Source organism: Neobacillus drentensis NBRC 102427, assembly GCF_001591445.1.
In the GTDB taxonomy this organism is placed as follows: Bacteria; Bacillota; Bacilli; order Bacillales; family Cytobacillaceae; genus Neobacillus; species Neobacillus drentensis.
In genome coordinates, this window is the sequence record NZ_BCUX01000011.1 from 71,638 (window position 1) to 97,419 (window position 25,782).

A 25,782-nucleotide genomic window follows, 5' to 3' on the forward strand; every position below is an offset into this window, starting at 1 on the left:
AAAATGGTCCAGTTTTACCTTAACAGGTTCCGTTTCCTATCACAAACATTAAAAATGGAGATTAAAATAGTGCCAATTTGCATATGAAGTTGGCACTATTTTTTTTATTGTGTAAAGCCATCTGGGTGGAAATTATATAAGCGGAGATTTTCCGGTTAGACTTCAGTATAGAGCTCGGTTCGGGGTATATAAGCGGAGGTTTTCCGATTAAGCCAAGCAAAATTACCCATTTTCATGTTTTTTGAGTTAATAGTCGGAAATCTTCCGTCTATTTAGGCTATTTTCAGTGCTATTTCCTGATTAAGAGAAGTTTCTCCGCTTATTTATCAAACCCGGTCCTTAACCTGCCTCCCCACCGATAAGACCTCATATCTTTACAGATATAGGTGAACTTTCCTGTCAATAAAGTGTGTATATGTTGAATTAAATCTATTGTTTCAGGTTGACCCGCTTTTAATTCTCCAAAATCGTCACCATAGTTACCCTTACTCTACAAAAACGCCCCAACCGTCTGAATATCCACCATGTGGTTTGCTTATGTTATTTAGTTTATTCTGTATTTTAATTAGTTCATTATAATTTAATAGCATTTTTTTAGAGCAACAACATGCCCATTCTTCAGTTTCATCGTCTTGCTCTAAGAAGCAATTGAATCCTTCGCCTTTTAGGACTTGTGATAATTTTTCACCTGTTGCTTTATCGGGAATGGCAACAAAAAATTCCACAGCTTGTTGTTTTTTAAAATTCAATCCATCTTTAAATAGACTACGTAAAGCATCTCCATCAGCATCATTTGGGAATTTCATTTATTTCTCCTCCATATTCCTGTACATTCGTAGTTGCTATTATAATACACGATTAACTTTTTCACTAATCATAAATTTATATTTAGTCCGAGAAAGTTGGCATATTATTAAAACTGTTTCTTTATATCTTCAATACGTTAGGTCACCGAAAGAGTCAGGCACCAGTCATTTTACCTGACTGGTGCCTGTGGATTGAGCCATTATTAATCACCATATTTGATAGTCCCGCAATGTCTTCTCTTCAGTTAGGTTTTTCGGCAAGTACGATTTTTTTAGAAAGCAGCTGGTTATTCGGTACGCCTTGTAAGAGTATATTTTGGAAAAAGCATATATCTTCACATAGATGACAATCGACACATTTTTGTGGCTGTAGTGTGATGGTTGTGCATCCATTCTTTTCCTCTTTAGATAAGGCATTTGTTGGACAGAGAGTTGTGCAGGCACCGCAAAAATTGCAATCTGGTAAAATAGTTGGAAGCCGATAATCATTGCGTTTTTGTAACGAATCACTTTTCATTATTTCTTCTAAAATTAGTTTTCGTTTATTCATATAAGGAAAAGCTGATTCATTCGTCACCTTTTCCACAATACTAGTGGATACTGCAGACCATTCTTTTTTCACTTTAGACATAGGATCATCCTGCAACTTTTCCCGGTACGATTGAACTTCTGAACCACCTAACGCTTCCTGAATCGCAAGCCTATTCGTTGATTTGATTTCACTAAATAATGTCGTAAAAAAGGAGCGCCGGTTATGATCGTACTGAGGTTGTTGTTTAGATTTTTGAATCTCAGCAGTGATCAAAAACCTCTTCCCTGACATTGCTTCTCCTGCGCCCAACTCTTTCCTCCATACCGCTTCCCCCTGTGATACTTCACAATGGCGGCAACTCTCATCAGGGTGATAGACAGCAAGTTTCTCACACATCCTGCTAATCGACACCCATACCTCCCGTGGAATCATGCCTAAGCATGGAACGGTGACCGAAGAAATCTCTGAATCGGAAATAGGCATCCTCTTACAGTGCAAGTACACTCTTTCATTTTTTGCACACTTTTGAATAATATCAGTTACAAGTTGATTGAGCGAAGGTCGCTGCGATGATATTGCACTCGTTGGACAAACGGTTGTACACAAACCACATTCAACACATTGGTCATTGATTTCAATCTTATTTTTCATAATAGTAATGCTGTTCGTTGGACAATAATCAACACAGCTATTACATGATCCTTTAGGCGAAATGATTCGTGTACAAAGGTTCGGTTCGATAGACAATGGTATCATTTTTTTATCCATCACATTCACCAATTTGAAAATATTCATTGGTATTGGACCTCCTCTCAATCTTAAACTCTCTTCCTATAAATGGTTAGCTGTTTCATAAAATTGGAATCGTGCAAGAAATTCGCTAATGAACAGAAGGACAAACACAAACGAATAGATTTTCGCATTGCACATTGCCTTATTTTTAATCGATAAAGATAGAATCGCAAAGGCAATGACGAAAGTGAAAAGTCTTATCCAAAAAATAAAATGATGGGTCGTCAGTCTAGCTGCTTCAACGGCCTGAGGTAACCCACTTTGAAGTGATGAGAAATAGAGAATCATCACAATAGCTGCGGCAATCAAAGAAAAAATAGAAATTCTAGAAATATTCACGGAGAGTTCTCCGCGAAAGGCTAATAGAAGCCCTACAAATAATGGTCCCAAAATAATAGAAGTTAAAAAGAAGGCAAACATGGTTGTCACACTATTCCATGCAGGAATCGCAGGAATCATATAAATCTTTGCTGATGAAAAAATCGCAATGGCACCAATAATAGTGGCAATGCCACCAATCAAACTGCGTCTAGCAGGCATATCTTTTAACCAAAACCAGGTATATAGTACACTTAATCCCACAAAGCCTCCATAAAAAGTGACCTCCCGGCTTAGCCACGAGACTTTAATATTTAAGATGGCCCGATAGGCTGCGAACGGTTGACCTAAATGGAATAAAGATACTAGGACCGCAATTCCTCCGAGCACAACGAGTGAACAAGAGATGATCAGTCCAGTGGACCGAGTGATGGTTTTATTTTTCCGATCAAACCACCAGAGTGTCACAAATCCTCCAATCGCAAGCTGCGACAAAACGGTGAAAATGACGAGAGGCAGATCATGCATGATTAAAACCTCCTAGATTGTTTGCCTGGTTTATGCAATATAAAATGAGTCGTTGGATGGGTAATCGAGGTATCGGCAAATGTCGGTATCTCACTGACCGCATTCGCAGGTTGAACCTCATTATAATCGACAATTTGAATGGCCTCTAAAGGGCATTTTTCTACACAGATTGGCAATTGACCGACGTCAAGACGGTCATAACACATACTGCATTTATCCATCTTTTTCTTCACAGGGTTAAACATTGGCACACTATATGGGCACGCCTTCCCACACATTTGGCAGCCAATACATAAGTCTTGATTATGGACAACGATCCCGTCTTCTCTCTTTGTATAGGCGCCCACCGGACAGGCCTTTTTACAGGCCGGATCGTCACAGTGGTTACAAGCAGTTGACACAAATGCTCTAACAGGTGTTCCGACAACGTCTTCTGGCAGCTCTTGAACCCTGCGCCGTCTCATATTTGGTTCCAGCTGATAAAAGCTCTTACACGATATTTCACAAGCGTGACAGCCGATACAACGCTCAATATTCACTAAAAATCCCAGCTTTTTTGCCATCCTTGATTCCTCCTTAAGCTTTTTCTATGTTTACAAAGTTATCGTGAAAGGCAATTCCACGCTGTCCTTTTAAATGTTCACCCATATCTTCCTGCAAAGCTTTTACAGTGAAATTCTCTGTATAGTTAACACCTTTCCACCAGCCCTCATACATGACAACCGTATCTGCTGGAACCATTTTCGTGATTTTTGCCGGTAAAGTCATATAGCCAGTTTCATTGATAATTTTGACCATATCCTGATCACGAATAGATTTTTTCTTGGCCAAATCAGGATGAATCTCAAGAAACGGATGCGCTTGAATCGCCATGAGCCAGTCTTGATGTTGGAACTGGCTATGGATGCCAAATTTCCAGTGCGGAGACATACAGCGGATCGGATATTCTTTAGGTGCCTTGTATTCCTCTGTAAATATTGGTAACGGATGATGTCCATACTCGGCCGCAGTTTTAGAATAAAATTCATACTTACCAGACGGTGTTCTAAATTTTAAATCCTTCCATGCAACGGTAATACTTTCGTTGGCTTTAGCTGTGCCCCCATTTTTTCGAAGGTCGTCCCAGCTCTTAACATTGAACAATGCCTTAATATCATCATTCATTTCCTTTTCAACCCAATCAAGCGGATCACCAGTGACAGGGAACGTACAAGAACCAGGCTTAAGCTGATTTAGCTTTTTCGATAATCCCATGGCAATTTCCAAATCACTCTTGGTTTCATAAAGAGGTTTAATCGCTTGCTCGTTCACATTCATCCAATAGTGCCAGTAGCTAACATTAACCCCCACAGATTCAAATGGTGTGGTCACGGGCAGAACAATATCTGAATATTCAACGGTCTTATTCATATATAAATCGGCGGTTACGATTAAGTCCATTTGATCAAACGCCTTCTTAACAACGGTCGGTTCAGGATCCTGGGCCATTGGGTTACGGCAAGCAATCCACATCATCTTAATTGGTGGATCATTCGCATCCAAAACTTGTGCCCCAAAGTTATTCATGTTCACATAACGGTCGGCTTCCCCACCGCTTCCTTCAGGGGCACCGAAACCCATCGTGGAGTAGTTGAATCCCCAGGTTTCTTCGCCAATATAATTGACGCCGCCGCCCTTTTTGCCAATATTCCCAGTAATCGCAGCTAGGGCATCAATAGCCCGAACCATCGCTCCTCCATTGACATGGCGCTGCATCCCAAACCCAATCCAAATATTTGCCGGCTTGGCGGTTGCATATTCACGAGCAATTCGTTCGATGACTGGCTTAGGAACACCTGTTTTTTCTGCTGCCCATTCGACTGTTATATTCTTTTTCACATACGAGAAAAATTCGTTGAACCCAATTGAATTCTGACTAACCCAGTTTTTGTCGTACAATTGATGATCAAGGATATAGCGGATCATCCCAAGTGCAAGTGCTCCGTCTGTACTTGCTTTCACTTGAATATATTCATCAGCTTTCGAGGCAGTTTGCGTGATAAGCGGATCGATTACGACTAGCTTCGTTCCTCTCTCTTTTGCCTGTTCAATAAAGTACATCGAGTGTGCTGAAGTCCATGCGGGATTTGCTCCCCAAAGAATAATATAATCGGCGTCTAGGAATTGTTCTGGGTCATTATTATACGGAGCTCCCATATCGAAGCCTTGGGCATCAGAGCCAGCAGGGTCACAAGGGGTTCCTTGTGCACGCGTCGTATACCCGATACTTGAAAGCATGCCTTCTGTTGCATAGTTTAAAATATTGAAGTTTCCGGAATACTTATTTAAGCAAATCGGCAATGTGCTGCCGTATTCTTTTTTAATGGCGAGGATTTTCTTGGCAATTATCGTATAAGCTTCATCCCAGCTGATTCGTTCCCAATTTCCTGATCCCCGTCCCTTTTGGCGCATCGGGTATTTAATTCGGTCTGGCGAATAGACAACACGAGGATAGGTGTTACCCTTTACACAAAGGCGACCTTTCGTGTATGTATTCTTTTCATTTCCCGTAATAAACGTGATCCTGCCGTCTTCTACTGTTGTTACGATGGAACAAGTATCATAACAATTACGGGGGCAGGCATTGTAGAATTGCTCCACTTTTCCATTTGATTTGGCTTGAGCTTTAGGAATTAGTCCCTTTGGTGCTTGACTGGTGGCAACTCCTAACCCTAATAAGGCACTTAATGAAGCTGAACCCTTTAAAAAAGTTCGGCGTGAAAAATTTTCAGTTAACATTGGGCTCCCCACCTTCGATTATAATTTTTTCAAGCTGTAAAAATTCTTTCAACAAGTAAGCAAATGCTAAGGTAAGTTGATTCTGACTGTGTTCTTCAATCCGTTCGCAGTGCTTATCCACCCATTTGAAGAAATGGTTTTCTAAAAATAACTTCAAATCTGGTCCCTTTTCGTTCTGATTTAATAAATAACAGATAAATTCTAATTCGTATTGAATATGATCATCAGGATATTGACCTTCATCCGCCACCTGAAGTCCTTCATAATGGTAGAAATTCCTAACTTTTATGGTCTCCTGCTGCATGATGGTTCCCTCAAAGTTCGAATAGGTTGATTCATAGGGAGAAGCATGTAACCGATTCGGTCCGACAAATAATCGGTTATAATCAAATACAAATGATTCAAGGGTCTCCTCGCTCACTTCGTCGAATTTGGTGATTGCTTGATTTCCAAATTCGCTCTCACATAGGACGGTCATTGTTCTTAAAAGTTCCGCGAGGTTTGCCCAATCGATTGTGGTAAGCTTCATTAAATCGCCCCGGTAGTAGTGCCAAAACAATTGATATAAAAGCAGCCTGTCTCCTTGATCCATATGAATAACTGTCAACTTGGTCATCTTATTTCCCCTCTTTTTGGATCAATACTTCCTGCTGCAGCTTGTCAAATTCCTGCTTTTCTTCATCCGTTAATTTCATCTTTTCGTGAACGACTGGATGCGGATCGCCTACATAATCTTTATTTGGAACAAATTTAATTTTATCTTTTATGTCTTGATCTGCCTGCTGCTGACATCCTAACAAGGAACCTATAACCGTCAGACCCATTAGTAGAATTAAGAATTTTTTCATATCATATATTCTCCCTTCAGGATTATGAATAAAGAATACCATGTTAAATGTTGAGCAAATGTAGAAGTCTCTACAGACTTTTAGTCGTTATGGTGTAAAAACATTCAATTATGCCATTACGTCACAGTTTGCTCATACTTTCACAAAATTTTAGACACATTTTAAATCAAAAAAAAGGATTAAGCTTTCCGTTAAGATGATCGAAAGCTTAATCCATTCACTTCAGCACAATTTGGTTATATTCACGTGTAGGTCATTTAATGCATTCCCTTTCCCGCTTGTCATGACCTTCCCCATGTCGGCTGCAGTAAAGGATATTAGTTTATTAACAAGCGGATGATTCGGAAAGATCACAAGTGTTTGCTGGTTCAAATCAGTAGAGAAATTGGCTCTAATCGTGATTTCTCCCTTTTCACTAACCACCTTCATCATTGAATAACGTTGAATGCCTTTTTCCTTGGCTAGTAACGGATGAAGATAAATGCACGGCTCCCTACTGATCTTCTTAAATGAGGTTAAATTTTGAAATTGAGAATTAATCCGAAATGGTTCATGATTTAATAACAAAATATACGGAAAGAGAGGATTAGATCCATTTTCCATTAACCCCATCCCAAATGGAGAAAGTTGATTATCCAAAGCCTGTTTGGAAAAGAGTTCGATTTTTCCAGAGGGTGTCTTAAATTCCATGGTCCCCCATGCCGTTTTTTGGACATCAACCCTGCGTGGACCATTTAGTAATTCACGCCAATCTTTAATATGAAGGGCTTGATAAAATTCATCAGTAAATTCCTGTTCAATAAATTGCTCATCCTCCATGTCAGTTGGAAAAGCACTAAAATGATCCTTGTATTCATTTAATTTTTTTGACAGCAAACGGGCAATTTCTAACTCGCTCTTACTTTCATAATAAGGCTCGATGGCCGGCTGGTTGATGCTGATCCAATGATGCCAATAGCTCGCAACAATATCCCACTCTTCAAATTGAGTCGTTGCAGGCAAAACCAGGTCTGAATATTGGGTGGTTTCAGTCATGAAATGTTCAACCGTAACAATTAGTTCCAAGGTTTGCAGTGCCTTTTTTAATTCTTCGACGTTCGCACTTTGAGTTAACAAATTTCTGCAGGTAATCCAAAGAAATTTCACAGGTGGATCCTGTTGTTTTTGTAAATCATTCGCAAAATCATTTATATCTAATGGACGTACCCCCGCTTTATTTCTTTTATCATCTGGAAAAGGGTTTAGAATATGATAAGTAAATTTCCAAGTGGCTCGCTGTCCAAATTGAGCCCCGCTGCCTTGACGGCCAATATTCCCTGTCATTGCTGCTAACGCATTAATGGCACGAATATTTTGTCCGCCATTTCGATGGCGCTGCATCCCAAATCCCATCCAAATATAGACTGGCCTATGTTTGGCCAGTCTCTCTGCCAGGAATTGAATCGCTTCTATTGTTTGTCCACATTGATTTAAGGCTTCTTCCATTGAAAGCTGATCAATATAATCTCTTAATTCTTCCCAGCCAACCGTGTATTGGTCAATAAATTCACGGTCAAATAAATCATGTTCGAGGATGTATTTTGCAATCGCAGTAGCAAGAGCGCCATCGCTTCCAGGTTTAATTTGGATATAGGTGTCTGATTTTTTTGCCGTTTCTGTATAGACGGGGTCAATGGTTATCACTTTCGCCCCTCGTCTTAGTGCTTCATATATATAATTCAGCGAATGAATCGATGTCCATACCGGATTAATCCCCCAGAGAATAATCGTTTCAGAATGAAGAATATCCTGCATATCGGATGTTTGATGTTCACCATAATCATAATAAACCGCATCCATTCCTGGAGACCAACATGGGTTCCCTACAGCTCTCGAAGTTTTTCCTAACCCGTTGAAGAATCCTTCCATCGCATGATGCAATATACCCATGTTCCCTGAATATTTATTTAGTGCTAGAGACAGATTGGATTCATACCGGTGATTAAGCTCGATTATTTTTCCCGCGATGATGTCAATAGCCTCAGTCCAGGAAATGCGCTGCCATTGACCACTTCCACGAGGATACTGTCTCATAGGATATTTCAGACGATCAGGGTGATAAACATTATTGATATAATTGTAGCCCTTCGCACATAACAACCCTTTTGTATAGCCGTGCTTGTGGTCGCCGGTAACCTTTTGTAAGTGTCCATTTTTCGTATAACCGAGAATGCTGCATGTGCTATAGCAATTGCGCGGACATACATGACGAGTAATTGAATAGGTTTGGTCCATTATGCATTCCCCTTTTCAATGTCCAAATTGTTCTAAACTTGTTACATTTATCGCGATTTCTTGTTTATGAAACATATATACTAAGTATATAGGGAAAACCCGAATATGAAAGACCGACAAAAGGCAAAAAGGTGATCATTTTATGAAACAACTAGGATTTCTCGTTCATATTGAAAAGTGTTTAGGCTGCCGTTCCTGCGAATTTTCCTGTAAAAATGAGCATGGACATGAAGACTCCTTCCGGAGAAATATCCATTCTTTAGAAGATGAAGATAATAAAATGGGCCATAGTTTTCATCATTTTTCCATGGCTTGTAATCACTGTGAAAATCCAGCATGTATGCCTGCCTGCCCAGAAGGAGCCATTAAAAAGAAGCCTAACGGAATTGTGATGATAGATAAAGCAAAGTGTTCAGGGTGTGGGAAATGTGTAATCTTCTGTCCTTTTGATGCCATTAAAATGAACCCCCTGACAGCGAAGGCGGATAAATGCGATATGTGTTATGATCGACAGATGCAAGGGAAAACCACCATCTGTGTTTCAGCCTGCCCGGTTAAAGCACTTGAAATCATAGACATTAACGATCCTAAGAACGCTGATTATGATAAGTCCATTTATGGATTTGAAATGAAAAAAATAACAAATCCTTCGATTCGCTTTCATAAGAAAAAAGAAGATATCCAGCATTTTTGGTGTCGATAAAGGAGTCCCTAAAAAATATGCTCACCATTCAAGAAATCATAAGCGCCCCTCCTTTTATACATGCCGAAATAATGGGTGGTTGGGAGGGAAAGGAGCGCTCTTTTTCGATTGTTCAAAATCATTCAATCAGTCTTGAGGAACCATCCTTATTACTTCTTGCCAAAACACAGAGTACAATCATGCAATTGCCTGAGTACCTTTCTAATCAAGACGTTCAGGGAATTCTTCTCTATGGAAATGATGACCTGTTGATCCCAACCACGTTTATGGAGACCGCTGATTCCTACAAGAAACCAGTCTTAATGATAAATGAACAGAACCCTGAAAGTATTAAACAAAAGATTGCTGATCTAAAGCATCTTAAAAGTATCGGCCTGTTTCAATATATTTGGGAACGTTCTACCAGCTATTGGCTGCAATTGATGAATGAGCGTGGATTACCCGGGCTACTGCAGCGGCTTTGTGTATTTCTAGGTCAAAATGTCCTGTTGCTAGACGAGGATTTCCAGTTTCATTCTGGAAATGAATCTCCTGCAACCAGTGGTCAAGTGGCATTAGTAAAATCTCTTTCCAATCAGCCATATAAAAATAAAAAAGAAGCTTTTAAGATCGTTGAAAATGAGTCAGGTCGTTATCTTCTATTTCATTTACAATCTGGGGAAAAACGATGTGGATTTATCCTTTTACAAGAACTACCAGGCATGATGATTGACATTTGCATTGAACAGATCATCCATGCCATTCCAGCCATCATTTCCTATTTAATGAAGGAAGATGCTGTAAAGCAAGCACATCGATCCTACAAGGAACTATTTCTCTACAATCTTCTATATAATAATTTAGAATCTGAGAATGGATTAATCCAACAAGGAAAGCAGTGGGGCTGGGATTTCACAAAGACCACCCAATTAATGGTAATGAGGTTAGATAGAAAAACAGACTTTCCAAACGGGAATGTCGATTTAGATGCAATCATGCGAAAAATACGCTCGCTCATTTCCGCCGCCTTTCTACAAGCAATTATCTTCCCCATTCAAGGTAATATCGTCATGATTGTTTTTGATACGCCTGATCATACGCCTAAAGAATTGAAAGAGCGAATGCTTGTTTTAGCAAATAGAATTCACAAGGAAATTGAACATTCTCTGGATACAATCGAATGTCAAATTGGGTTAGGACGTCATTACCCATCCAATATGCAATTGTTTCGGAGTTTTTATGAGGCAAAGGTTGCACTAGAATTAGGAAAGTATGAATCTAGACATCGTTCCGTGCGACATTTTGAAGATATTGGAATCGCAAGACTCCTCTCAAATGTTCATAATGACTTATTACACGAATACTTTGAAGCAACATTGGGTGAACTGATTGTTTTAGATGAAGAGAATGATGATTTTTATATGGTCACATTGGAAGCATTTTATAATCACAATGGTGATATTAATCAAACCGCTGAGCAACTCTATATTCACCCAAACACGTTACGGAAACGCTTAAAAAAGCTGGAATCTATCTTAAATGTTGACTTTAATCAGATGGAAGACATGCTAAAGATCTTCGTGGCCCTAAAGATTAGGAAAATTCTAAAGTAAACGCCTCCTATTTTTTCCATTTCAAAGGGAAAGTTCGGGATTGATGAAATACTAATCCAAAATTTAAAGTCAGCATCCAATTGATAGGATGCTGACTTTATTTTGGTTATTCGGATTAGTCTTGGCACAATTATTGCCGCTTAGGTTCTACGTATAACGCTACTGCCAAACAAGAAATTTTTTTGGAAATCATCTTACAATCTTATTCAACAAAAAATCAACTTTCTCTATAAGAAGGTCCCTTACACGAACATTAAGGTCCATTTCTTCCATCGTCTCTTTCAATTTGCCAAACCAAACTGCGGCTCTTTCGGGAGCTATTTGAAAGGAGTGTCTTTCTTTAACCTGTGAGACTTGCTTCCATTCTTCCTGAACAGATTCATCGGAAACAAGGCGATTTATAAAGACTCTTTGCCGTTTTTTCAGCATTTCAATATCAGTGTTTCTTTCATTAAACATGTTAACATAGTATGTATCCTTTAACAGCTTATCATAAAAGCGGTCAACCAACTCATTCACTTGTTCCTGTTCTAATGCAATAGTCATCATTCATTCCCTCTTTTTCTTAACAGAAGTAGTTTCTACTATTAGTATAGTGTAAATGAGATTCTAGATTCGTGACCTACATCACAGAAAAGTACTTTATGAAAGAAAAAAGACACCTCTGTTACTCTTAACAGCAGGTGTCCCTTTAGTGAAAATTACCTTATTTATTCTTCGACCGGCGATTATAATCCTTTTCAATTCCTTGTTTCCAGCTGCGATCAATCTTTTTACCACTCCGAAGGTTGACCACTGCTTCATTCACCGCTTCATAATTTAATTGGGTTCCTTCATGGTCAGCGTGGTATTCAACCGCAAAATCCTCACCGATTCCAAACCGGGCAGCCGTTGCAATGGCATCGATATTGGCTCCAAGGAACAGGAATTCCCAACCATATTTGTCCTTTTGGTGCTGAACCTTTTTTTTGATTTGGCCTACTGTAAATTCACGGCTGGCATTTTCCATCCCATCGGTTGTAATAACGAAGAGTACTTTTTCAGCACGTTCATCCTCACTCGTTCTCTTTTGTACATTGATGATTTTTTGAATTGTAAAACCAATCGCATCCAATAACGCGGTGGTTCCGCCTAATTCATAATCTTTTTCAGTGATAGGGGAAATGCCTCTTATATTTATTCGATCGTGTAATAATTCGTAATCGTGATCAAATAATGAAGTCGTAACGACAGCCTCTCCTTCTGCCTTTTGCTGTTTCTTCAACATTGCATTATAACCACCGATCGTATCGGCCTCAAGGCCAGCCATCGAGCCGCTTTTATCTAAAATAAACACTAATTCTGTTAGGTTTCTTTTCATATTCATCATCCCTTGTTATGTGATAAACAAAGAATAACAAATATCGATTACAAAATGGTCGCTTGGGAAGCGACATTTCAGGCACCGAGTAAGGGCTGATCAAAAGCAAATAAGGCCTCATTGATTTCATGGATATTGTAATTCGCCTGTTGAATAAAGTACTCAACAATCACATCAAATTTATTGCTGCGTGACAGGGTATAACCGGCAGCAGCCAGCAGCTCCATCGTTTCCTCCACATTTAATCGTAAAGCAATAGCAAAAGCAATCGTCGTTTTCTTTTTCGGAGTATACTCGGCTCCATTCCTGATTTTGGAGAACAAGCGACGGTCAATATTCGCCCGTTTATACGTCTCAACATCTGTCATTTCTTTTTCATCAATTAAACGAAGCAACCGCTCGGAAAAAGACTCATCGAGTTGGTCCAACAGGTTTACTAAGGAACTCTCTGCCTCTTTTAACTGATCCTGCTGAAAAATTTCGACTTCTTGCCGGCATTCCCATATGTATTGTTCTTCTCTGTTACGTTCAAAGCTACTTTCTACTTCTTCCACATAATGCTCATCAATAAATTGATGAATCGAAGTAAATAGTTTCTGGCTTAATCCGAAAGAATTTTTATCAAATACCACCAGATAAACGAGCAGGTCATGATGTAATAAAAATGAGCCGATGGAGGAGATCGCGATCTGTAATGCCTCCTCCTTTGGATAGCCATAGATGCCCGTCGAAATCAGCGGAAATGCAATTGATTCACATTGATGGTTTTTTGCCAGCTCCAAGGAGTTATTGTAGGAAGCCTTTAACAGTGCTGCTTCTTGATGTGAGCCACCCCGCCAAATAGGTCCCGGTGTATGTATTATATATTTTGCCTTCAAGTGAAAGCCATCTGTCAAAACCGCTTCTCCAACCTTGCATTCCCCGTGTTTTTCACATGCTTTTTGCAACTCATGGACACCCGCTGCACGAAAGATCGCACCACAAACGCCACCACCCATTTTCAGTGAGGTATTTGCTGCATTCACAATCGCATCCACCTTCATCTTGGTAATATCATGGCGAACAATTTCTAACGGCATTAGTTTTTCTCTCCCCAAAAAAAATTTTAATAGACCCCTTTTCCTTTTCTCCTCCACAGCACACTAAGAGAATGATAGAAAATTAAATAAAATCCCGATTCCTTCTATTAAAATGCATCCTTTTTAGTGTTCATTATAACAGAAATATATTGGACATTCTAAAGAGTTGGTGCCTGACACTCACCTATTGATATATTTTTTATATCTGATATACTTTATATATCAGCTGTTTTGACTTTTGTGGAGGTGATTTTTATTAAAATTTGCCCATATTTAGAATACTCATTTCAAATACTAGGTAAAAAGTGGAACGGGTTAATCCTTCACTATTTATCTCTTTGTGAAAACAACTCAACCAGTTTTACCGAAATGGTTCATGAAATTTCTAACATTACCCCTAGAGTCTTATCCATGAGGTTAACTGAACTTATTGAGTATGGTTTGGTTAAGAAAGACGTTATTGATACACCACACGTAACGATTTCATATAAATTAACCGAAAAAGGGCAAGCACTTGTTTCTGCCCTTCAGCCGATCCAGAACTGGGCAATTGATTTTAAAGATCATATTTAATCAAAAATAGGAGGAATAAAATGAATAGCAAAAATAATATGATGTGCGATTTGGAAACAGGGGTTTGTGGAAGTGCGGGAGACGAGGACATGGAAATGATTGACTTTAATCAACCAAAAAAAGCGATTGAGCTTTATTATGTCACCGACCCCATCTGCTCTCACTGTTGGGCATTAGAGCCAGTTCTCCGTCGTTTTGAAGAACAATATGGCGATCACTTTACCATCCATACGGTTATGGGAGGATTGCTAGAAAAATGGGGGGATGGACCTGTCGATCCAGCAAATGGAATTGGTCAACCCTCAGATGTGGCTGGCCACTGGAGAGAAGTTGGTGAATATACACGCATGCCAATTGACGGCTCACTTTGGTATGACAACCCGATTCACTCATCCTATCCCCCTTCTATTGTATTCAAAGTCATTCAAAAACAAAATGAAGCGTTGGCTCGTGTGTTTTTACGCCGCGTGAGAGAAGCCGTTTTCGCATTCAATCAAAATATTGCAGAGCATTCAATTTTAGTTGATATTGTGAATAAACTTGGACTTGATGGTGAAGCAATTGTTAAAGAAGCGGAGCAGCCAAGCGGACAGCAATTATTGAACGAAGATTTTGTGCTAGCTGCAAAATTAGGTGCCAGAGGCTTTCCAACGATTGTCATGATCAATGAGGAAAATAAAGGTGTCAAGATTGTTGGGTCTCGCCCATTGGAATACTATGTTTCCGGACTAAAACAAGTTCTAGATTCTGCGGATCCCCAACCTAAACAACAACCGGCCCTTTCTAGCTTGCTTGAAAAAGAAAAACTTTTATTTTCAAAAGAAATTGAAGTCATGTACGATCTTGAAAAAACAGAAATTAACGCTTTTGCCGAAAAAGAACTTTCAGCAAACAGTTATCAAGTGAAGGAAATTCTAGGTGAAACCTATTTTGTGAAGCAATAACCACGGAGGCCCTAAGGACTATTGTGGAGATTTCCAATTAGTATCCAGTAAATGTCGTAAGTTTCTTAAAATATGTAATAAGAATCAAAAAATATGTAGTAAAACTCCTAAATTATGTAATAAGCACCCATACATTATGAAGATTTCCAATTAATATCCAACAAATATCGTGAATTTCTAAAAATATGTAGAAACAGTCAAAAAGTATGTAGTAAAAGTCGTAAATTATGTATAAGAGTCCCACAGCTTAATACCTAAAAAAAGAGTGCAGTCACCCTTCCTTGCGGAATAGTAACTGCACTCTTTTTCATATCCTGAATTCATGGTATCCCGAGTGGTGCCTGACACCAGTACTCGTGTTTATTGAACTTTTTCTAAATGACGGACCATTTGCTCGTAATGTCCAGTTACGTGCTTAACGATTAAATGGTCGACTAAAAATGATAATGGTTTACCGTCAAAGTTTGGGTTATAACTTGGAGCTGTTTTTACTAGATCCTCTTCGTTCACTCTAGCAAGTGCTGCCTCTACTTTCGGTACTAAGTTTAATAATTTAGAAATAGCATAATCTTTCTTAATACGAGATACTACATTTTCATCTACTGCAGCTAACCGTCGCACATGTTCATGATTACGTCCCCATTTTGCCCCTGGAACAACGAGCAACGCTTCCAAATCGGCTACCCAATAATCTACAGCTTCTAAAATATGAGAAACAATTTGCATGGCAGACCATTCGTTTTCGGAAGGTTTAATGAAAAGCGTCGCCTCTTCCGTATTTTTTACGACCGCCACGATATCATCTATGCTCTTTTTAAAAGCTTCCAATCTTTCATTCAATACTGCTGTTGCCATAGAATAAGCCCTCCCCCAGTTCACTGATCGTGAACTTTCAATAATTTATATTAATAATTTCATAATACATAAATTAAAAAAAATGCGCTAGAGTTGGCTCTATCGCATCTTTCTTGCGTAAAGTTGTAAATTAGCAATCGACTCGTTTGTAATTTTTATTGAAATAGCCATATAAGAAATCAACAATCTTGTAATCGGTTGGTTTTTGTTGTTCGAAAATAAAGTTACGAAGTGAAATGGTCGTTGGATTCTCCGCGTGAATAATTTCGCCCCATTTACGTGCTGTTGTTTGTACCATTGCAGAACGCGGAATCCGCATATCTTGGTAGGCTTTAAATGCTTCTTCGTAAGATTTATGTTCTTTTAATTTCTCACCTAATACAAACGCATCTTCAAAAGCTTGGACGCCGCCCTGTGCTAAATATTGAAGCATGGCATGACCGGAATCCCCTAATAATGTAATGTTTCCTTTTGTCCAATTTTCGATCGGTTGACGGTCATACATTTGCCAGCGGAATTGACGGTTAATGTAAGTTAAAGCATTTTGAACCCTCGGATGACTATTTTCAAAACGACGTGTAAGTTCTTCTGGATTTCCCCAATCTTCTACAGTAGCATCATAGGATTTAAATACGACAACCTGGTTGTAAAGTTCGCCACGGCGTACTGGATATTGTACTAAGTGCAAGTTGGGCCCAATCCACATGATGACATCATCTAAGTCTAAGTTTGAGTTATTTGCCACTTCTTCAATTGGAATTGTTCCACGGTATGCTACATACGCAGAGTTTACGGGTTCGTCTTCAATCATTAGCTTACGCATGTTTGATTTGACCCCATCCGCACCAATTACAGCTTCAGCACTAAACGTTTCACCATGTTGGTTGACAACTGTACATGTATCACCATTTTGTTCTGCTGTTTGAATCGTTTGATTTGTAAAGAATTTGATATTGCTTCGTTTTTGACAAGCTTCATATAGAACTCTGTGTAAATCAGATCGATGCAATACAATATATGGCTGACCGAATTCTTTTTGGAAAGCTTCCCCTAAATCAAGCGTTGCTAACTCCTCTGCAGTATAAACATCTTTAAGTACCAGACGTTTTGGTACAACAGCATATTTCAAAATTTCTTCCTTTACACCGAGACGATCTAATACTTCTAACGCGTTTGGTGCTAACTGAATCCCTGCACCAACTTCGCCAAACTCAGGTGCTTGCTCGAAAATTGCGATTGATTTACCAGATTCTTGGATGGATAGAGCTGCTGCTAAACCACCGATTCCTCCACCTACTATAATGATGTCGCTTACATTTGCCATTGATAATTCCTCCCATTTAAGTTAGTATATTCTATAAATAGAGAACAACGTTCCTGATAAGTAAACTTTAAATCATTTTTCACCTTTTAGTCAATACAAAATTTAAAAAATTTAGAAATTTCTTTATTTCCGCAACACTATCCAAAATTAACTGATAATAGGAGGATCATTATGGCAATTGCAACGAAAGCTACCGGTATTCAGTCATTACAAATTGGGTTAAACATATTAGAAATCTTAGCCATTGAAAAACAGCCGCTAAAGTTTACTGATATTCAAAACCTAACTTCGATGACAAAAAGTAATCTATATAAATATTTGACCACACTCTCCCAATTTGGTTTAATCTATCGTCACCCGCATACAAACATGTATACACTTGGACATAAATTAGCACAGTTAGGAAATGTGGCTTTAAACCAATCTTCGTTAATTGAAGTGGTGATTCCCTATTTCAAAAAGATCACTGAGAACACAAACCTAACTATACTTCTAGCTGTTCCTTCTATCAAAGGTCCTCTCATCTCATATATAGTAAGTGCAGATTATGGAATTAATATCGGTGCTCAAATGGGAACACTTTTGCCGCTCTCCTCTTCAACAGGAGTCGTCTTTTCTACCTTTGAAAAAAATGTCTTTATGAAAGATTGGGAAGAAAAAGAATTATCGAAGTTCAATCAAAATGAATTACAGCAATTTCAAGATGATAAAGAAAAAACATGGAGGTTGTTTTTTGCTTCAAAAACAGAACCTCTAATAAAACATGTCTCTTCTTTTAGTGTTCCACTCTTAAATTTCAACCATGAACTACTCGGTGCCATTACCGTTGTTGGTATAACGGAGACCGTGCCAAAATCAGCGGACCATCCGACTGGTCAATACGTTCTCAATGTAGCAAAAGAAATTTCAGAGTATTTCGGTTTTAAAAAATAAATTTCTGAAAACAAATAATATTGACAATTTTCACGAAATCTTTTAAGATTTTTATAAATAGTGAACTAGTTTCACAAATAGTGAGTATGAGGAGGACAACAATGAAACTTATTAATTTTACTGTCGCTGGGCATACACGTGCAGGGGCAATCGTTGACAACCAAGTAATCGACTTAAACTATGCTTACCAAGCACAGTTAAGGGCAGAAGGAAAATACCGATACGAAGCCATCGCAAAGGCATATGTGCCAGAAAATACAGACGAGTTATACCAAGGTGGGAAAGAATCACTGCTTCTCGCGCAAAATGCGATCGATTTCATTTTAGCGAATCCTGAAAGATTTGATAAAAAAGTAGTTTACAATCGCGAAGATGTTAAGGTAGAAGCGCCTGTTCAAAAACCAGGCAAAATTATTTGTGTGGGTCACAACTACCGCGAGCACATTTTAGAAATGGGTCGTGAACTCCCATCGAATCCAGTTATTTTTGCAAAATTCGCTAATACCATCTTGGGTCCAGAGGATGATATTCCACATTATCCAATTTCTGACCAACTTGACTATGAAGCAGAGTTTACTTTTGTAGTGGGCAAACAAGCCCGTAATGTTTCCGAAGAAGATGCATTAGACTATGTAGCAGGCTATACCATTACAAATGACGTCACCTATCGCGATATTCAACGCCGTACGCTTCAATGGCTGCAAGGAAAAACCGTTGATGGTAGTGCACCTATGGGACCATACTTAGTCACTTCCGATGAATTACAAAATCCAGCCGGTTTAGATGTTGTTCTAAAAGTAAATGGTGAAGTGCGTCAAAAAACAAATACTGCGAATCTAGTATTCTCAGTACAAAAATTAGTCTCTTTCTTATCAAATTTAATGACGTTAGAGCCAGGAGATGTAGTATTAACAGGAACTCCAGGTGGCGTGGGTGTTGCGATGAACCCTCAGCAATTCTTAAAAGATGGAGACGTCGTTCGGATTGAAATCGACAAACTTGGAGCACTTGAAAATAAAGTCAAGTCAACAGAAGTCTTAGCCACTGTTTAATGAGGATTAGCAAGGGGGCAAGCAGCATAGGCTGCTCCCCTTTTCTTTATAAAACTTGAATAATGAAGGAGAATGAGAAATGGCTGAAGTAAATCCAGAAGTTCAAGAGTTTATGAAAAGCTCAATTGTAACCGATTACACAAGAGATATTCAACAATACAACTTAGGACCTCTTTGGGAAGCAATTCCTGCAATTATGCACAAATCGCCAACGCCTCAAGCCCAAGCTTATCTTTGGAGCGATGAATTACTCAAAAAGAAAATGGCGGAAGCAGCTCAAATTTTCACACCGGAACGCGGAGGTGAACGTCGAGCGATTTATTTCCAAAATCCAGGCTTAACCTATCGTCAACCATGGGGATGGGGATCTACTACTCAAACGATTTATGCAGCGATTCAAATGTTATTGCCAGGTGAAAAGGCTCCCTCTCACCGTCACTCCCAAAGTGCCTTGCGCTTCATTTCTGAAGGAACAGGTGCCTACACGATTGTACAAGGTCAGCGTGTTTTCATGGAAGAAGGCGATTTCTTAATTACTCCAAAGGGCCTTTGGCATGGGCATGAACATTTAGGAACAGAGCCAATGTATTGGATGGATGCTTTAGATATTCCTACACTTTACGCAATCGGAGGTACCTTCTTTGAACCGTATGAAGAAGGATTACAACAACCAGATATCCCAGATAACTTTTCAGAGATTCGTTATCGCGGGGGCATGGTTCGTCCTGTCGGTGATGATAAATTCACAGTGGCACCACTAGCTAATTATAAATGGGATCTTACAGTCGAAGGAATTAAGGGCTTAATGGAATTTGATCCAAATCCACACCATGGATATGCAATAGAGTACATTAACCCATCAACGGGTAAATCGGCGAACCCAACGCTAGGCACGAGAATGCAGCATTTACCACATGGTTTCCAAACCAAGGCATTACGCCATACTCACTCAACCGTTTACCAAGTACACAAAGGTTCAGGTCACACCGTCATTAATGGTGTTCGCTTCGATTGGAAAAAAGGCGATTACTTCGTCGTTCCAAACTGGGCTTGGTATGAACATTCAGCATCAGAAGACTCTTACTTATTCTCAGTCAACGATTTACCAATTATGAACCGTTTCGACTTAGAACAAGAGCAATCATTTGAAGAAAACAACGGTCACCAAAAAATTACGGGTGAATTTAAACCGGACTTCCGTTAATAGATTGGCAACTTTTATAATGAAAATTTGTTATTATCTAAAACGTTTGGATACTTATTTAAAGGGTCCCGTTTTGATGTGCTTTTCTTAAAGTACGTGCCGAAACCAGCAAAAGTAAAATAAGCGGAGATATTCCGGTTAGATGCAGATTGGAGCTCATTTCGGTGTATATAAGGGGAGGTTTTCCGCTTATGCAAAGAAAAATCTTCTATTTTCAAATTTTTCGAGTAAATAGGCGGAATCTCTCCGTCTATTTAAGCTTTTTTTAATTATATTTACTAATTAAGCGGAATTTTTCCCTCTATTTAGCAGCTTGGGTGCTTAACCTGATCCTCTAACCGAGACGTTTGCCAATTCATACTTCAATACTTGTATCTATTCATAAGAATTCACCCGAAAACGGAACGTTTGGATACTTATTCCAAGCGTTTTTTCTATTAACAAAATTATTTCAATATAATCTTGTAATGTAATTGTAATTTTACTGAGATGTCTCTGTTACAGCTCTCTAGTATATTAAAACTATCAAATCACACTAGGAGGTAACAAACATGCTAAAGAAATTCATTCTAGCATTTGTCATCATCGTTTCTTGTGGCTCTTTGTTTGCTAACAGGGGTGATAAAGCGGAAGCAGCTTATTATAATACAAAGGCAGTTGCGGTTGCAAAGTCTAATTTAGGAGTACCTTATCGTTGGGGTGGAATGTCAACCAGTGGTTTTGATTGTTCAGGTCTAGTTAAGCATTCCTATGCAAAAGCTGGAAGAACGCTAAACCGTACCGCCGCTCAAATGTACTACGGAAACGGATATCGTATCTATAATAATATCCAACCGGGTGATTTAATGTTCTTTGCTCCAACCAAAGCAAGTCGACCGACACATGTCGCGATGTATGTCGGGAATGGTAAAATGATTATGGCTTCTTCATCAAGAGGAGTCATGATTACAAGTACAAACAATTCATATTGGCATCCAAGATACGTTGGAACCAAACGCGTTTAAAGACCATCTGATAGATGGTCTTTTTTTTGGCTGTTTTTGTAAACTTTGTTGTTTTTTTATAGTGTTTCTAATAGACATATCTCTCGTTTCTTTAGTGGGTTTTGTATTTTAGGAAGCTTCTATTTTTACCACACCACATTAGAAGCCACGGGTGCCGCCCCTTTGAAGCTCAATTTTTTCACTAATCTCCTTAAGTCCCGCACGAATAAGTAGAAATACAACAATCCATGAAGTGATCATTAAAAAAATATGGCCATAAGGAAACATCCCAGTTATGGGAGTATCCCATAGCGCATGCATCAAAACAACGAGGATAAAGACACGTAAAAATTTAACACGGAATAACATGTTAAGATTAAAGGGCTGATCCCCTTGTACCCTGCAGAAAGCTGCACCTGTTAAGCCTGCCCAGGCCACATGACCGCCAGGTGCTAAGATCCCTCGCCATAATATCGTGGTATAGAGATTTTGAGTATCCCCGGATAGCAATGCCCTTAAGGCATAGCCTGCTGTTTCAAATGCAGCGAAGCCTGCACCAACGGCCGCACCAATGAGAAGTCCATTTAGAATATACCTGTATTTTCGATACTTGACAAAACTAATCACGGTAATCGCTTTGGCAAGCTCCTCAGCGATTCCAATCGTAATCGGATTAATAATATTCTTAAGAATATCAAAAAAGACAAGGGCGACTAACAAGGAGACAATCCCGCCAATGAATACGACAAAAATAATTCGATAAAATGCGATATTTTGCGGCGCGTTCATTTCCCAGAAGAATATAAGCGTTGTCAACGGAACAGCAAAAGCACCAACGATAATAAGTCCGGGTATAAAATTGATATTACTAAAATAGCTGAACCCAATGTGCAGCCCGACGAACGCGAGAAGCGAAATGATGAACACCCTTGCAAACAGCCAAGGTTTTGGCCATGTGCTTTTTACTTCGGAAATTTTCGGCGTCGTAAGTGCGGTCCCAACGATAAACAGTCGCTCAGCTTCTAGTTCGCTATGATTTCGGAAAACACGAGAAAATATATTTTGAATTTTTGGTTCAACCGATTGTTCTAATTTTGGAACCATGTCCACATAGTGGGCAAACTCGTAAAAAAAGCTGTTATCCTCCTCTTGCGTGTTACCCTTAATAAATTTTTCACCGCAGCTTAAACAGAACTTCACACCCTCTGGATTGGAATAAACACATTGCGGGCATTTCATAACTTCACCCCTCTTAGTTGTCAAAACGCATATTGATGTTATGGAGATATCCACCAAATGAAATAACAATCTCAAAAAGAGTATACCCAATGATAGGTAGTTTTTACTCTACTTCATACAATTCAACCATTAAAATAAGCCATCAAACACTAGATTCATGATCACTAGTATTTGATGGCTTATATATTTTCAATTCAACCTAAAAAAACTTATCGTCTATAACACTTTACTTAAAAATGCTTTGGTCCGGTTATGCTGAGGGTTACTGAATAATTCATTCGGTTCATTTTCTTCAACAATATAGCCGCCGTCCATGAAAATAACCCGGTCGCCAACTTCACGTGCAAAGCCCATTTCGTGGGTAACAACCACCATTGTCATCCCTTCTTTAGCAAGCTGCTTCATGACTTCTAAAACATCTCCGACCATTTCAGGGTCAAGTGCAGAAGTCGGCTCGTCAAAGAGCATGATTTTTGGATTCATTGCCAACGCCCTAGCTATGGCAACACGTTGTTTCTGTCCACCAGAGAGTTCGCCTGGATAACTTTTTGCCTTTTCTCTTAAACCAACTTTATCGAGTAACTCATATGCTAATTTTTCGGCAGCTGATTTCTCTGTCGCACGAATTTTAATAGGACCCATCGTGAGGTTTTCTAAAACAGTTTTATGAGGGAATAGATTGAAATGCTGAAAAACCATCCCAACTTCTTGTCTAACCTTATTGATATTGATCTTATTGTCTGTTATATCCTGTCCGTTAATGACTACCTCGCCACCTGAAATTTCCTCGAGGCGATTTAAGCAGCGAAGAAACGTACTTTTGCCCGAACCAGATGGACCAATAACACAAACTACCTCTTTTTCTTGCACGATTGCATTGATATCTTTTAAAACCTCTACCTTGCCAAACGATTTCCTTAGGTTTTTAACAGTAATCATACTCATCGCAGCTGAATCCTCCTTTCGATGAAATTAGCTAAAATGGTTAATAAATAAATAATGATAAAGTAAATAACACCTACAGCCAGCCAAATCTTAAACGCTTCGAAGGTAGCTGAAGCTTGGATTTGTCCTTGCTGGGTTAAATCGGCGATCCCAATAACGGATAAAAGAGAAGTATCTTTTAAACTAATTATCGACTGGTTCGTAATGGTAGGAAGCATTCTTCTAAATGCCTGTGGGAGCACCACGTATCGCATGGTTTGTGCACCCGTAAAACCAATAGATCTTGCTGCCTCTGTTTGTCCTTTATCAATCGATTGAATTCCCGCCCTGATAATCTCAGCAAAATATGCCCCAGCATTAATGGCAACAGTGACAATACCAGCTGTTGTGCTGTTTAGGGAAACCAAATGTAAAGAGTTCACACCGAAATAGATAAAAAACAATTGTACGATAAACGGCGTACCACGAATCGCATCCACATAAACCTTAGCAATCCAGTTTAAAATCTTACTGGGTGCCAATTTCAACAATGCTATGACTAAACCAATTATAAAACCTAGAATAATGGCAATTACAAATATATATAGGGTCACTTGAAGCCCTTTTAACAGCATTGGTATTGCTGCAGAAATAATATCCATACGATTCATCCCCTTTCAAAAAGAAAGCGCGCTATAAGCGCGCCTATTCATTACTTTTACGATAGTCTATTCACCTAAATACGTTTTAATAATTTTATCATACGTTCCATCTTTCTTTAACTCAGCAAGACCAGTGTCGATCTTTTTCAGAAGATCCGCGTTTTGCCCTTTTAGTACAGCAATACCATATTGATCTCCATTTAAGCGATCACCGACAATTTTTAATCCAAGGTCTTTTTGAGCAATAGCATAAGAAATAACAGGATAATCCTCAATTAGTGCATCTGCATTTCCGTTAGAAACCTCTTGGAACATGGCAGGACTATCATTAAATTGAACAACGGTAATTCCTAATTTAGAAGCATTATCTTGTGCATATTTTGCACCGGTTGTCCCTTTTTTAACAGCAACTTTTTTGCCTTTTAAGTCTTCGACTGCTTTAATACTTGAATTATCTTTTTTAACAACGACTGTTAATCCAGCATCAAAATATGGTGTTGAGAAATCTACTACTTTTTTTCTTTCATCCGTAATACTCATTCCTGCAATAGCTACATCTAGCTGATTGGCTTGCATCGCTGGGATGATCCCACCAAAATCCATCGGTGTAAGTTCAATTTTGAACCCTTGATTTTTTGCAATTGCATTGATTAATTCAATATCGATACCTTTATAGTCGTTTCCTTCTTTAAATTCAAATGGAGGATAGGTAGTATCTACACCAACTTTATACACTTTACTACTTTCCGCCTTACCACCTTTCTCCTTCTCACTTGTTGAAGAATTACTTCCACAAGCTGCGATAAAGATAGTTAGGATTAAAAATAAGCTAAATAAACCAAATTTCTTCACTTCAATCTCCCCTTTATTATCTGATTATTTCTATTTGCAGAATAGAATGAATTTACTTAATTAATATACCACAGATAATAAAAAGAGCAAAAGAAAAAATTATTGGAATATAAATAATTTTTCTTGAATAAATATACTGGAATATTTTCAACGGGAGACATATGCCACAGGGACGGTTCGAGACCTGTTAATTTTTTGTAATGGTCTGTCCCTCTTCATGCATAAAGATAGATAAAGGGGGGATTTTTATTATATTTACAAATAAACTTATTAGGATGACTGTTGCTTATGTTTTTATTACCTCAGCACTTATGAAATTAATGGGTACCGAATTAGCGAATCATTTTCTTGGATTAGGACTGCCCTATCCTCACTTGATGTTAAAACTTGTCATTTTAATAGAAATAGTCTGTGGAATTCTACTATTGGTTAATAAAGCTGTAAAAAATGCGGTTGTACCTTTAATTGGGATTATGATTGCAGCCCTTCTTTTAACAAAGGTTCCCTTACTGCATACCGGCCTACTTACATTCGCTTTTGGTGCTCGTTTAGATATTGTTATGTTAGTTTTGCTGGTTTCTCTTTATAAACATTAGCTTCTGATAGCTGAATCTAAACATTTTTATT

At 38.7% G+C, this 25,782-nt stretch carries 26 protein-coding genes; 9 read left to right on the plus strand and 17 right to left on the minus strand.

Features of this window, described 5'->3' with window-relative positions:
- Positions 1-485 precede the first annotated feature (485 nt).
- The 8 genes from BDR01S_RS06870 to BDR01S_RS06905 form a co-directional block, all read right to left on the minus strand.
- On the minus strand, positions 486-806 hold the full coding sequence (locus tag BDR01S_RS06870; RefSeq protein ID WP_066255329.1) for a ribonuclease E inhibitor RraB: 321 nt from the start codon (positions 804-806) through the stop codon (positions 486-488).
- Between the two features lie 241 nt (positions 807-1,047).
- The gene (locus tag BDR01S_RS06875) at positions 1,048-2,133 is read right to left on the minus strand and encodes a 4Fe-4S binding protein (RefSeq protein ID WP_066255332.1); all 1,086 of its coding nucleotides are present in this window, start codon (positions 2,131-2,133) and stop codon (positions 1,048-1,050) included.
- A 36-nt stretch (positions 2,134-2,169) separates the two neighbouring features.
- The gene (locus BDR01S_RS06880; protein ID WP_066255335.1) at positions 2,170-2,976 is read right to left on the minus strand and encodes a dimethyl sulfoxide reductase anchor subunit family protein; all 807 of its coding nucleotides are present in this window, start codon (positions 2,974-2,976) and stop codon (positions 2,170-2,172) included.
- A gap of 2 nt (positions 2,977-2,978) precedes the next feature.
- A complete protein-coding gene (locus BDR01S_RS06885) occupies positions 2,979-3,539 on the minus strand; it encodes a 4Fe-4S dicluster domain-containing protein (protein WP_066255338.1) in 561 nt (186 codons plus the stop codon).
- A 13-nt stretch (positions 3,540-3,552) separates the two neighbouring features.
- On the minus strand, positions 3,553-5,754 hold the full coding sequence (locus tag BDR01S_RS06890) for a molybdopterin-dependent oxidoreductase (RefSeq protein ID WP_066255342.1): 2,202 nt from the start codon (positions 5,752-5,754) through the stop codon (positions 3,553-3,555).
- On the minus strand, positions 5,744-6,370 hold the full coding sequence (locus BDR01S_RS06895) for a TorD/DmsD family molecular chaperone (RefSeq protein WP_066255345.1): 627 nt from the start codon (positions 6,368-6,370) through the stop codon (positions 5,744-5,746). The genes BDR01S_RS06890 and BDR01S_RS06895 overlap by 11 nt, the downstream gene beginning before the upstream one ends.
- Position 6,371: 1 nt before the next feature.
- Positions 6,372-6,602 (minus strand): hypothetical protein, encoded by a 231-nt coding sequence (locus BDR01S_RS06900; protein ID WP_066255348.1) that lies wholly within the window; start codon positions 6,600-6,602, stop codon positions 6,372-6,374.
- A gap of 222 nt (positions 6,603-6,824) precedes the next feature.
- Positions 6,825-8,876, minus strand: a complete 2,052-nt coding sequence (locus BDR01S_RS06905) for a molybdopterin-dependent oxidoreductase (protein ID WP_066255350.1) — start codon at positions 8,874-8,876, stop codon at positions 6,825-6,827.
- A gap of 142 nt (positions 8,877-9,018) precedes the next feature.
- On the opposite strand from BDR01S_RS06905, the gene BDR01S_RS06910 reads away from it, so the two are divergent.
- Positions 9,019-9,579, plus strand: coding sequence for a 4Fe-4S dicluster domain-containing protein (locus tag BDR01S_RS06910; protein ID WP_066255353.1), 561 nt, complete (start codon positions 9,019-9,021; stop codon positions 9,577-9,579).
- Between the two features lie 17 nt (positions 9,580-9,596).
- Positions 9,597-11,171 (plus strand): PucR family transcriptional regulator, encoded by a 1,575-nt coding sequence (locus BDR01S_RS06915; RefSeq protein ID WP_066255356.1) that lies wholly within the window; start codon positions 9,597-9,599, stop codon positions 11,169-11,171.
- A 189-nt stretch (positions 11,172-11,360) separates the two neighbouring features.
- Here BDR01S_RS06915 and BDR01S_RS06920 read toward each other — a convergent pair whose 3' ends face one another.
- The 3 genes from BDR01S_RS06920 to BDR01S_RS06930 all read right to left on the minus strand — a co-directional run bounded on the left by BDR01S_RS06920 (position 11,361) and on the right by BDR01S_RS06930 (position 13,610).
- Positions 11,361-11,717, minus strand: coding sequence for a protoglobin domain-containing protein (locus BDR01S_RS06920; RefSeq protein WP_169801417.1), 357 nt, complete (start codon positions 11,715-11,717; stop codon positions 11,361-11,363).
- Between the two features lie 160 nt (positions 11,718-11,877).
- Positions 11,878-12,531 carry a vWA domain-containing protein gene (locus BDR01S_RS06925; protein ID WP_066255364.1) on the minus strand — a complete coding sequence of 218 codons (654 nt, stop codon included), beginning with the start codon at positions 12,529-12,531 and terminating at the stop codon, positions 11,878-11,880.
- Positions 12,532-12,608: 77 nt separating this feature from the next.
- Entirely contained in the window at positions 12,609-13,610 is a 1,002-nt protein-coding gene (locus BDR01S_RS06930; RefSeq protein ID WP_066255367.1) for a macro domain-containing protein, read from the minus strand.
- Between the two features lie 246 nt (positions 13,611-13,856).
- On the opposite strand from BDR01S_RS06930, the gene BDR01S_RS06935 reads away from it, so the two are divergent.
- Complete coding sequence (locus tag BDR01S_RS06935) at positions 13,857-14,183, plus strand: winged helix-turn-helix transcriptional regulator (RefSeq protein ID WP_335582600.1); 327 nt, start codon at positions 13,857-13,859, stop codon at positions 14,181-14,183.
- A 20-nt stretch (positions 14,184-14,203) separates the two neighbouring features.
- Positions 14,204-15,127 (plus strand): DsbA family protein, encoded by a 924-nt coding sequence (locus BDR01S_RS06940; protein ID WP_066255369.1) that lies wholly within the window; start codon positions 14,204-14,206, stop codon positions 15,125-15,127.
- Positions 15,128-15,487: 360 nt separating this feature from the next.
- Here BDR01S_RS06940 and BDR01S_RS06945 read toward each other — a convergent pair whose 3' ends face one another.
- Positions 15,488-15,982, minus strand: coding sequence for a DinB family protein (locus tag BDR01S_RS06945; protein WP_066255372.1), 495 nt, complete (start codon positions 15,980-15,982; stop codon positions 15,488-15,490).
- Between the two features lie 130 nt (positions 15,983-16,112).
- Positions 16,113-17,306: an FAD-dependent monooxygenase gene (locus BDR01S_RS06950; RefSeq protein WP_066255374.1), complete on the minus strand. Its 1,194-nt coding sequence runs from the start codon at positions 17,304-17,306 to the stop codon at positions 16,113-16,115.
- 171 nt (positions 17,307-17,477) lie between these two features.
- On the opposite strand from BDR01S_RS06950, the gene BDR01S_RS06955 reads away from it, so the two are divergent.
- The 4 genes from BDR01S_RS06955 (at position 17,478) to BDR01S_RS06970 (ending at position 21,499) form a co-directional block, all read left to right on the plus strand.
- Positions 17,478-18,239 carry an IclR family transcriptional regulator gene (locus tag BDR01S_RS06955; RefSeq protein ID WP_066255376.1) on the plus strand — a complete coding sequence of 254 codons (762 nt, stop codon included), beginning with the start codon at positions 17,478-17,480 and terminating at the stop codon, positions 18,237-18,239.
- 101 nt (positions 18,240-18,340) lie between these two features.
- Positions 18,341-19,291, plus strand: coding sequence for a fumarylacetoacetate hydrolase family protein (locus BDR01S_RS06960; protein ID WP_066255378.1), 951 nt, complete (start codon positions 18,341-18,343; stop codon positions 19,289-19,291).
- A gap of 79 nt (positions 19,292-19,370) precedes the next feature.
- Entirely contained in the window at positions 19,371-20,495 is a 1,125-nt protein-coding gene (locus BDR01S_RS06965) for a cupin domain-containing protein (protein WP_066255383.1), read from the plus strand.
- A gap of 551 nt (positions 20,496-21,046) precedes the next feature.
- Positions 21,047-21,499: a C40 family peptidase gene (locus BDR01S_RS06970; protein ID WP_066255385.1), complete on the plus strand. Its 453-nt coding sequence runs from the start codon at positions 21,047-21,049 to the stop codon at positions 21,497-21,499.
- Between the two features lie 138 nt (positions 21,500-21,637).
- Here the strand turns inward: BDR01S_RS06970 and BDR01S_RS06975 are convergent, their stop codons facing one another.
- From BDR01S_RS06975 to BDR01S_RS06990, 4 genes are all read right to left on the minus strand, one after another.
- The gene (locus tag BDR01S_RS06975; protein ID WP_066255387.1) at positions 21,638-22,717 is read right to left on the minus strand and encodes a PrsW family intramembrane metalloprotease; all 1,080 of its coding nucleotides are present in this window, start codon (positions 22,715-22,717) and stop codon (positions 21,638-21,640) included.
- Between the two features lie 216 nt (positions 22,718-22,933).
- A complete protein-coding gene (locus BDR01S_RS06980; RefSeq protein WP_066255390.1) occupies positions 22,934-23,662 on the minus strand; it encodes an amino acid ABC transporter ATP-binding protein in 729 nt (242 codons plus the stop codon).
- Complete coding sequence (locus tag BDR01S_RS06985; protein ID WP_066255392.1) at positions 23,659-24,303, minus strand: amino acid ABC transporter permease; 645 nt, start codon at positions 24,301-24,303, stop codon at positions 23,659-23,661. Before BDR01S_RS06985 ends, BDR01S_RS06980 begins: the two co-directional genes overlap by 4 nt.
- A gap of 66 nt (positions 24,304-24,369) precedes the next feature.
- Positions 24,370-25,155 (minus strand): transporter substrate-binding domain-containing protein, encoded by a 786-nt coding sequence (locus tag BDR01S_RS06990; protein WP_066255395.1) that lies wholly within the window; start codon positions 25,153-25,155, stop codon positions 24,370-24,372.
- A gap of 275 nt (positions 25,156-25,430) precedes the next feature.
- Between BDR01S_RS06990 and BDR01S_RS06995 the strand changes: the two genes are divergently transcribed.
- A complete protein-coding gene (locus tag BDR01S_RS06995) occupies positions 25,431-25,751 on the plus strand; it encodes a DoxX family protein (protein WP_066255399.1) in 321 nt (106 codons plus the stop codon).
- The last annotated feature ends 31 nt before the right edge of the window (positions 25,752-25,782 follow it).

Coding starts and splice junctions, on each gene's coding strand:
- BDR01S_RS06925 (WP_066255364.1), bottom strand. CDS start 12,531: ATGAAAAGAAACCTAACAGAATTAGTGTTTATTTTAGATAAAAGCGGC.
- BDR01S_RS06895 (WP_066255345.1), bottom strand. CDS start 6,370: ATGACCAAGTTGACAGTTATTCATATGGATCAAGGAGACAGGCTGCTT.
- BDR01S_RS06915 (WP_066255356.1), top strand. CDS start 9,597: ATGCTCACCATTCAAGAAATCATAAGCGCCCCTCCTTTTATACATGCC.
- BDR01S_RS06920 (WP_169801417.1), bottom strand. CDS start 11,717: ATGACTATTGCATTAGAACAGGAACAAGTGAATGAGTTGGTTGACCGC.
- BDR01S_RS06900 (WP_066255348.1), bottom strand. CDS start 6,602: ATGAAAAAATTCTTAATTCTACTAATGGGTCTGACGGTTATAGGTTCC.
- BDR01S_RS06890 (WP_066255342.1), bottom strand. CDS start 5,754: ATGTTAACTGAAAATTTTTCACGCCGAACTTTTTTAAAGGGTTCAGCT.
- BDR01S_RS06970 (WP_066255385.1), top strand. CDS start 21,047: ATGCTAAAGAAATTCATTCTAGCATTTGTCATCATCGTTTCTTGTGGC.
- BDR01S_RS06905 (WP_066255350.1), bottom strand. CDS start 8,876: ATGGACCAAACCTATTCAATTACTCGTCATGTATGTCCGCGCAATTGC.
- BDR01S_RS06885 (WP_066255338.1), bottom strand. CDS start 3,539: ATGGCAAAAAAGCTGGGATTTTTAGTGAATATTGAGCGTTGTATCGGC.
- BDR01S_RS06945 (WP_066255372.1), bottom strand. CDS start 15,982: ATGGCAACAGCAGTATTGAATGAAAGATTGGAAGCTTTTAAAAAGAGC.
- BDR01S_RS06910 (WP_066255353.1), top strand. CDS start 9,019: ATGAAACAACTAGGATTTCTCGTTCATATTGAAAAGTGTTTAGGCTGC.
- BDR01S_RS06875 (WP_066255332.1), bottom strand. CDS start 2,133: ATGAATATTTTCAAATTGGTGAATGTGATGGATAAAAAAATGATACCA.
- BDR01S_RS06950 (WP_066255374.1), bottom strand. CDS start 17,306: ATGGCAAATGTAAGCGACATCATTATAGTAGGTGGAGGAATCGGTGGT.
- BDR01S_RS06965 (WP_066255383.1), top strand. CDS start 19,371: ATGGCTGAAGTAAATCCAGAAGTTCAAGAGTTTATGAAAAGCTCAATT.
- BDR01S_RS06980 (WP_066255390.1), bottom strand. CDS start 23,662: ATGAGTATGATTACTGTTAAAAACCTAAGGAAATCGTTTGGCAAGGTA.
- BDR01S_RS06955 (WP_066255376.1), top strand. CDS start 17,478: ATGGCAATTGCAACGAAAGCTACCGGTATTCAGTCATTACAAATTGGG.
- BDR01S_RS06940 (WP_066255369.1), top strand. CDS start 14,204: ATGAATAGCAAAAATAATATGATGTGCGATTTGGAAACAGGGGTTTGT.
- BDR01S_RS06930 (WP_066255367.1), bottom strand. CDS start 13,610: ATGCCGTTAGAAATTGTTCGCCATGATATTACCAAGATGAAGGTGGAT.
- BDR01S_RS06975 (WP_066255387.1), bottom strand. CDS start 22,717: ATGAAATGCCCGCAATGTGTTTATTCCAATCCAGAGGGTGTGAAGTTC.
- BDR01S_RS06995 (WP_066255399.1), top strand. CDS start 25,431: ATGACTGTTGCTTATGTTTTTATTACCTCAGCACTTATGAAATTAATG.
- BDR01S_RS06870 (WP_066255329.1), bottom strand. CDS start 806: ATGAAATTCCCAAATGATGCTGATGGAGATGCTTTACGTAGTCTATTT.
- BDR01S_RS06985 (WP_066255392.1), bottom strand. CDS start 24,303: ATGGATATTATTTCTGCAGCAATACCAATGCTGTTAAAAGGGCTTCAA.
- BDR01S_RS06880 (WP_066255335.1), bottom strand. CDS start 2,976: ATGCATGATCTGCCTCTCGTCATTTTCACCGTTTTGTCGCAGCTTGCG.
- BDR01S_RS06960 (WP_066255378.1), top strand. CDS start 18,341: ATGAAACTTATTAATTTTACTGTCGCTGGGCATACACGTGCAGGGGCA.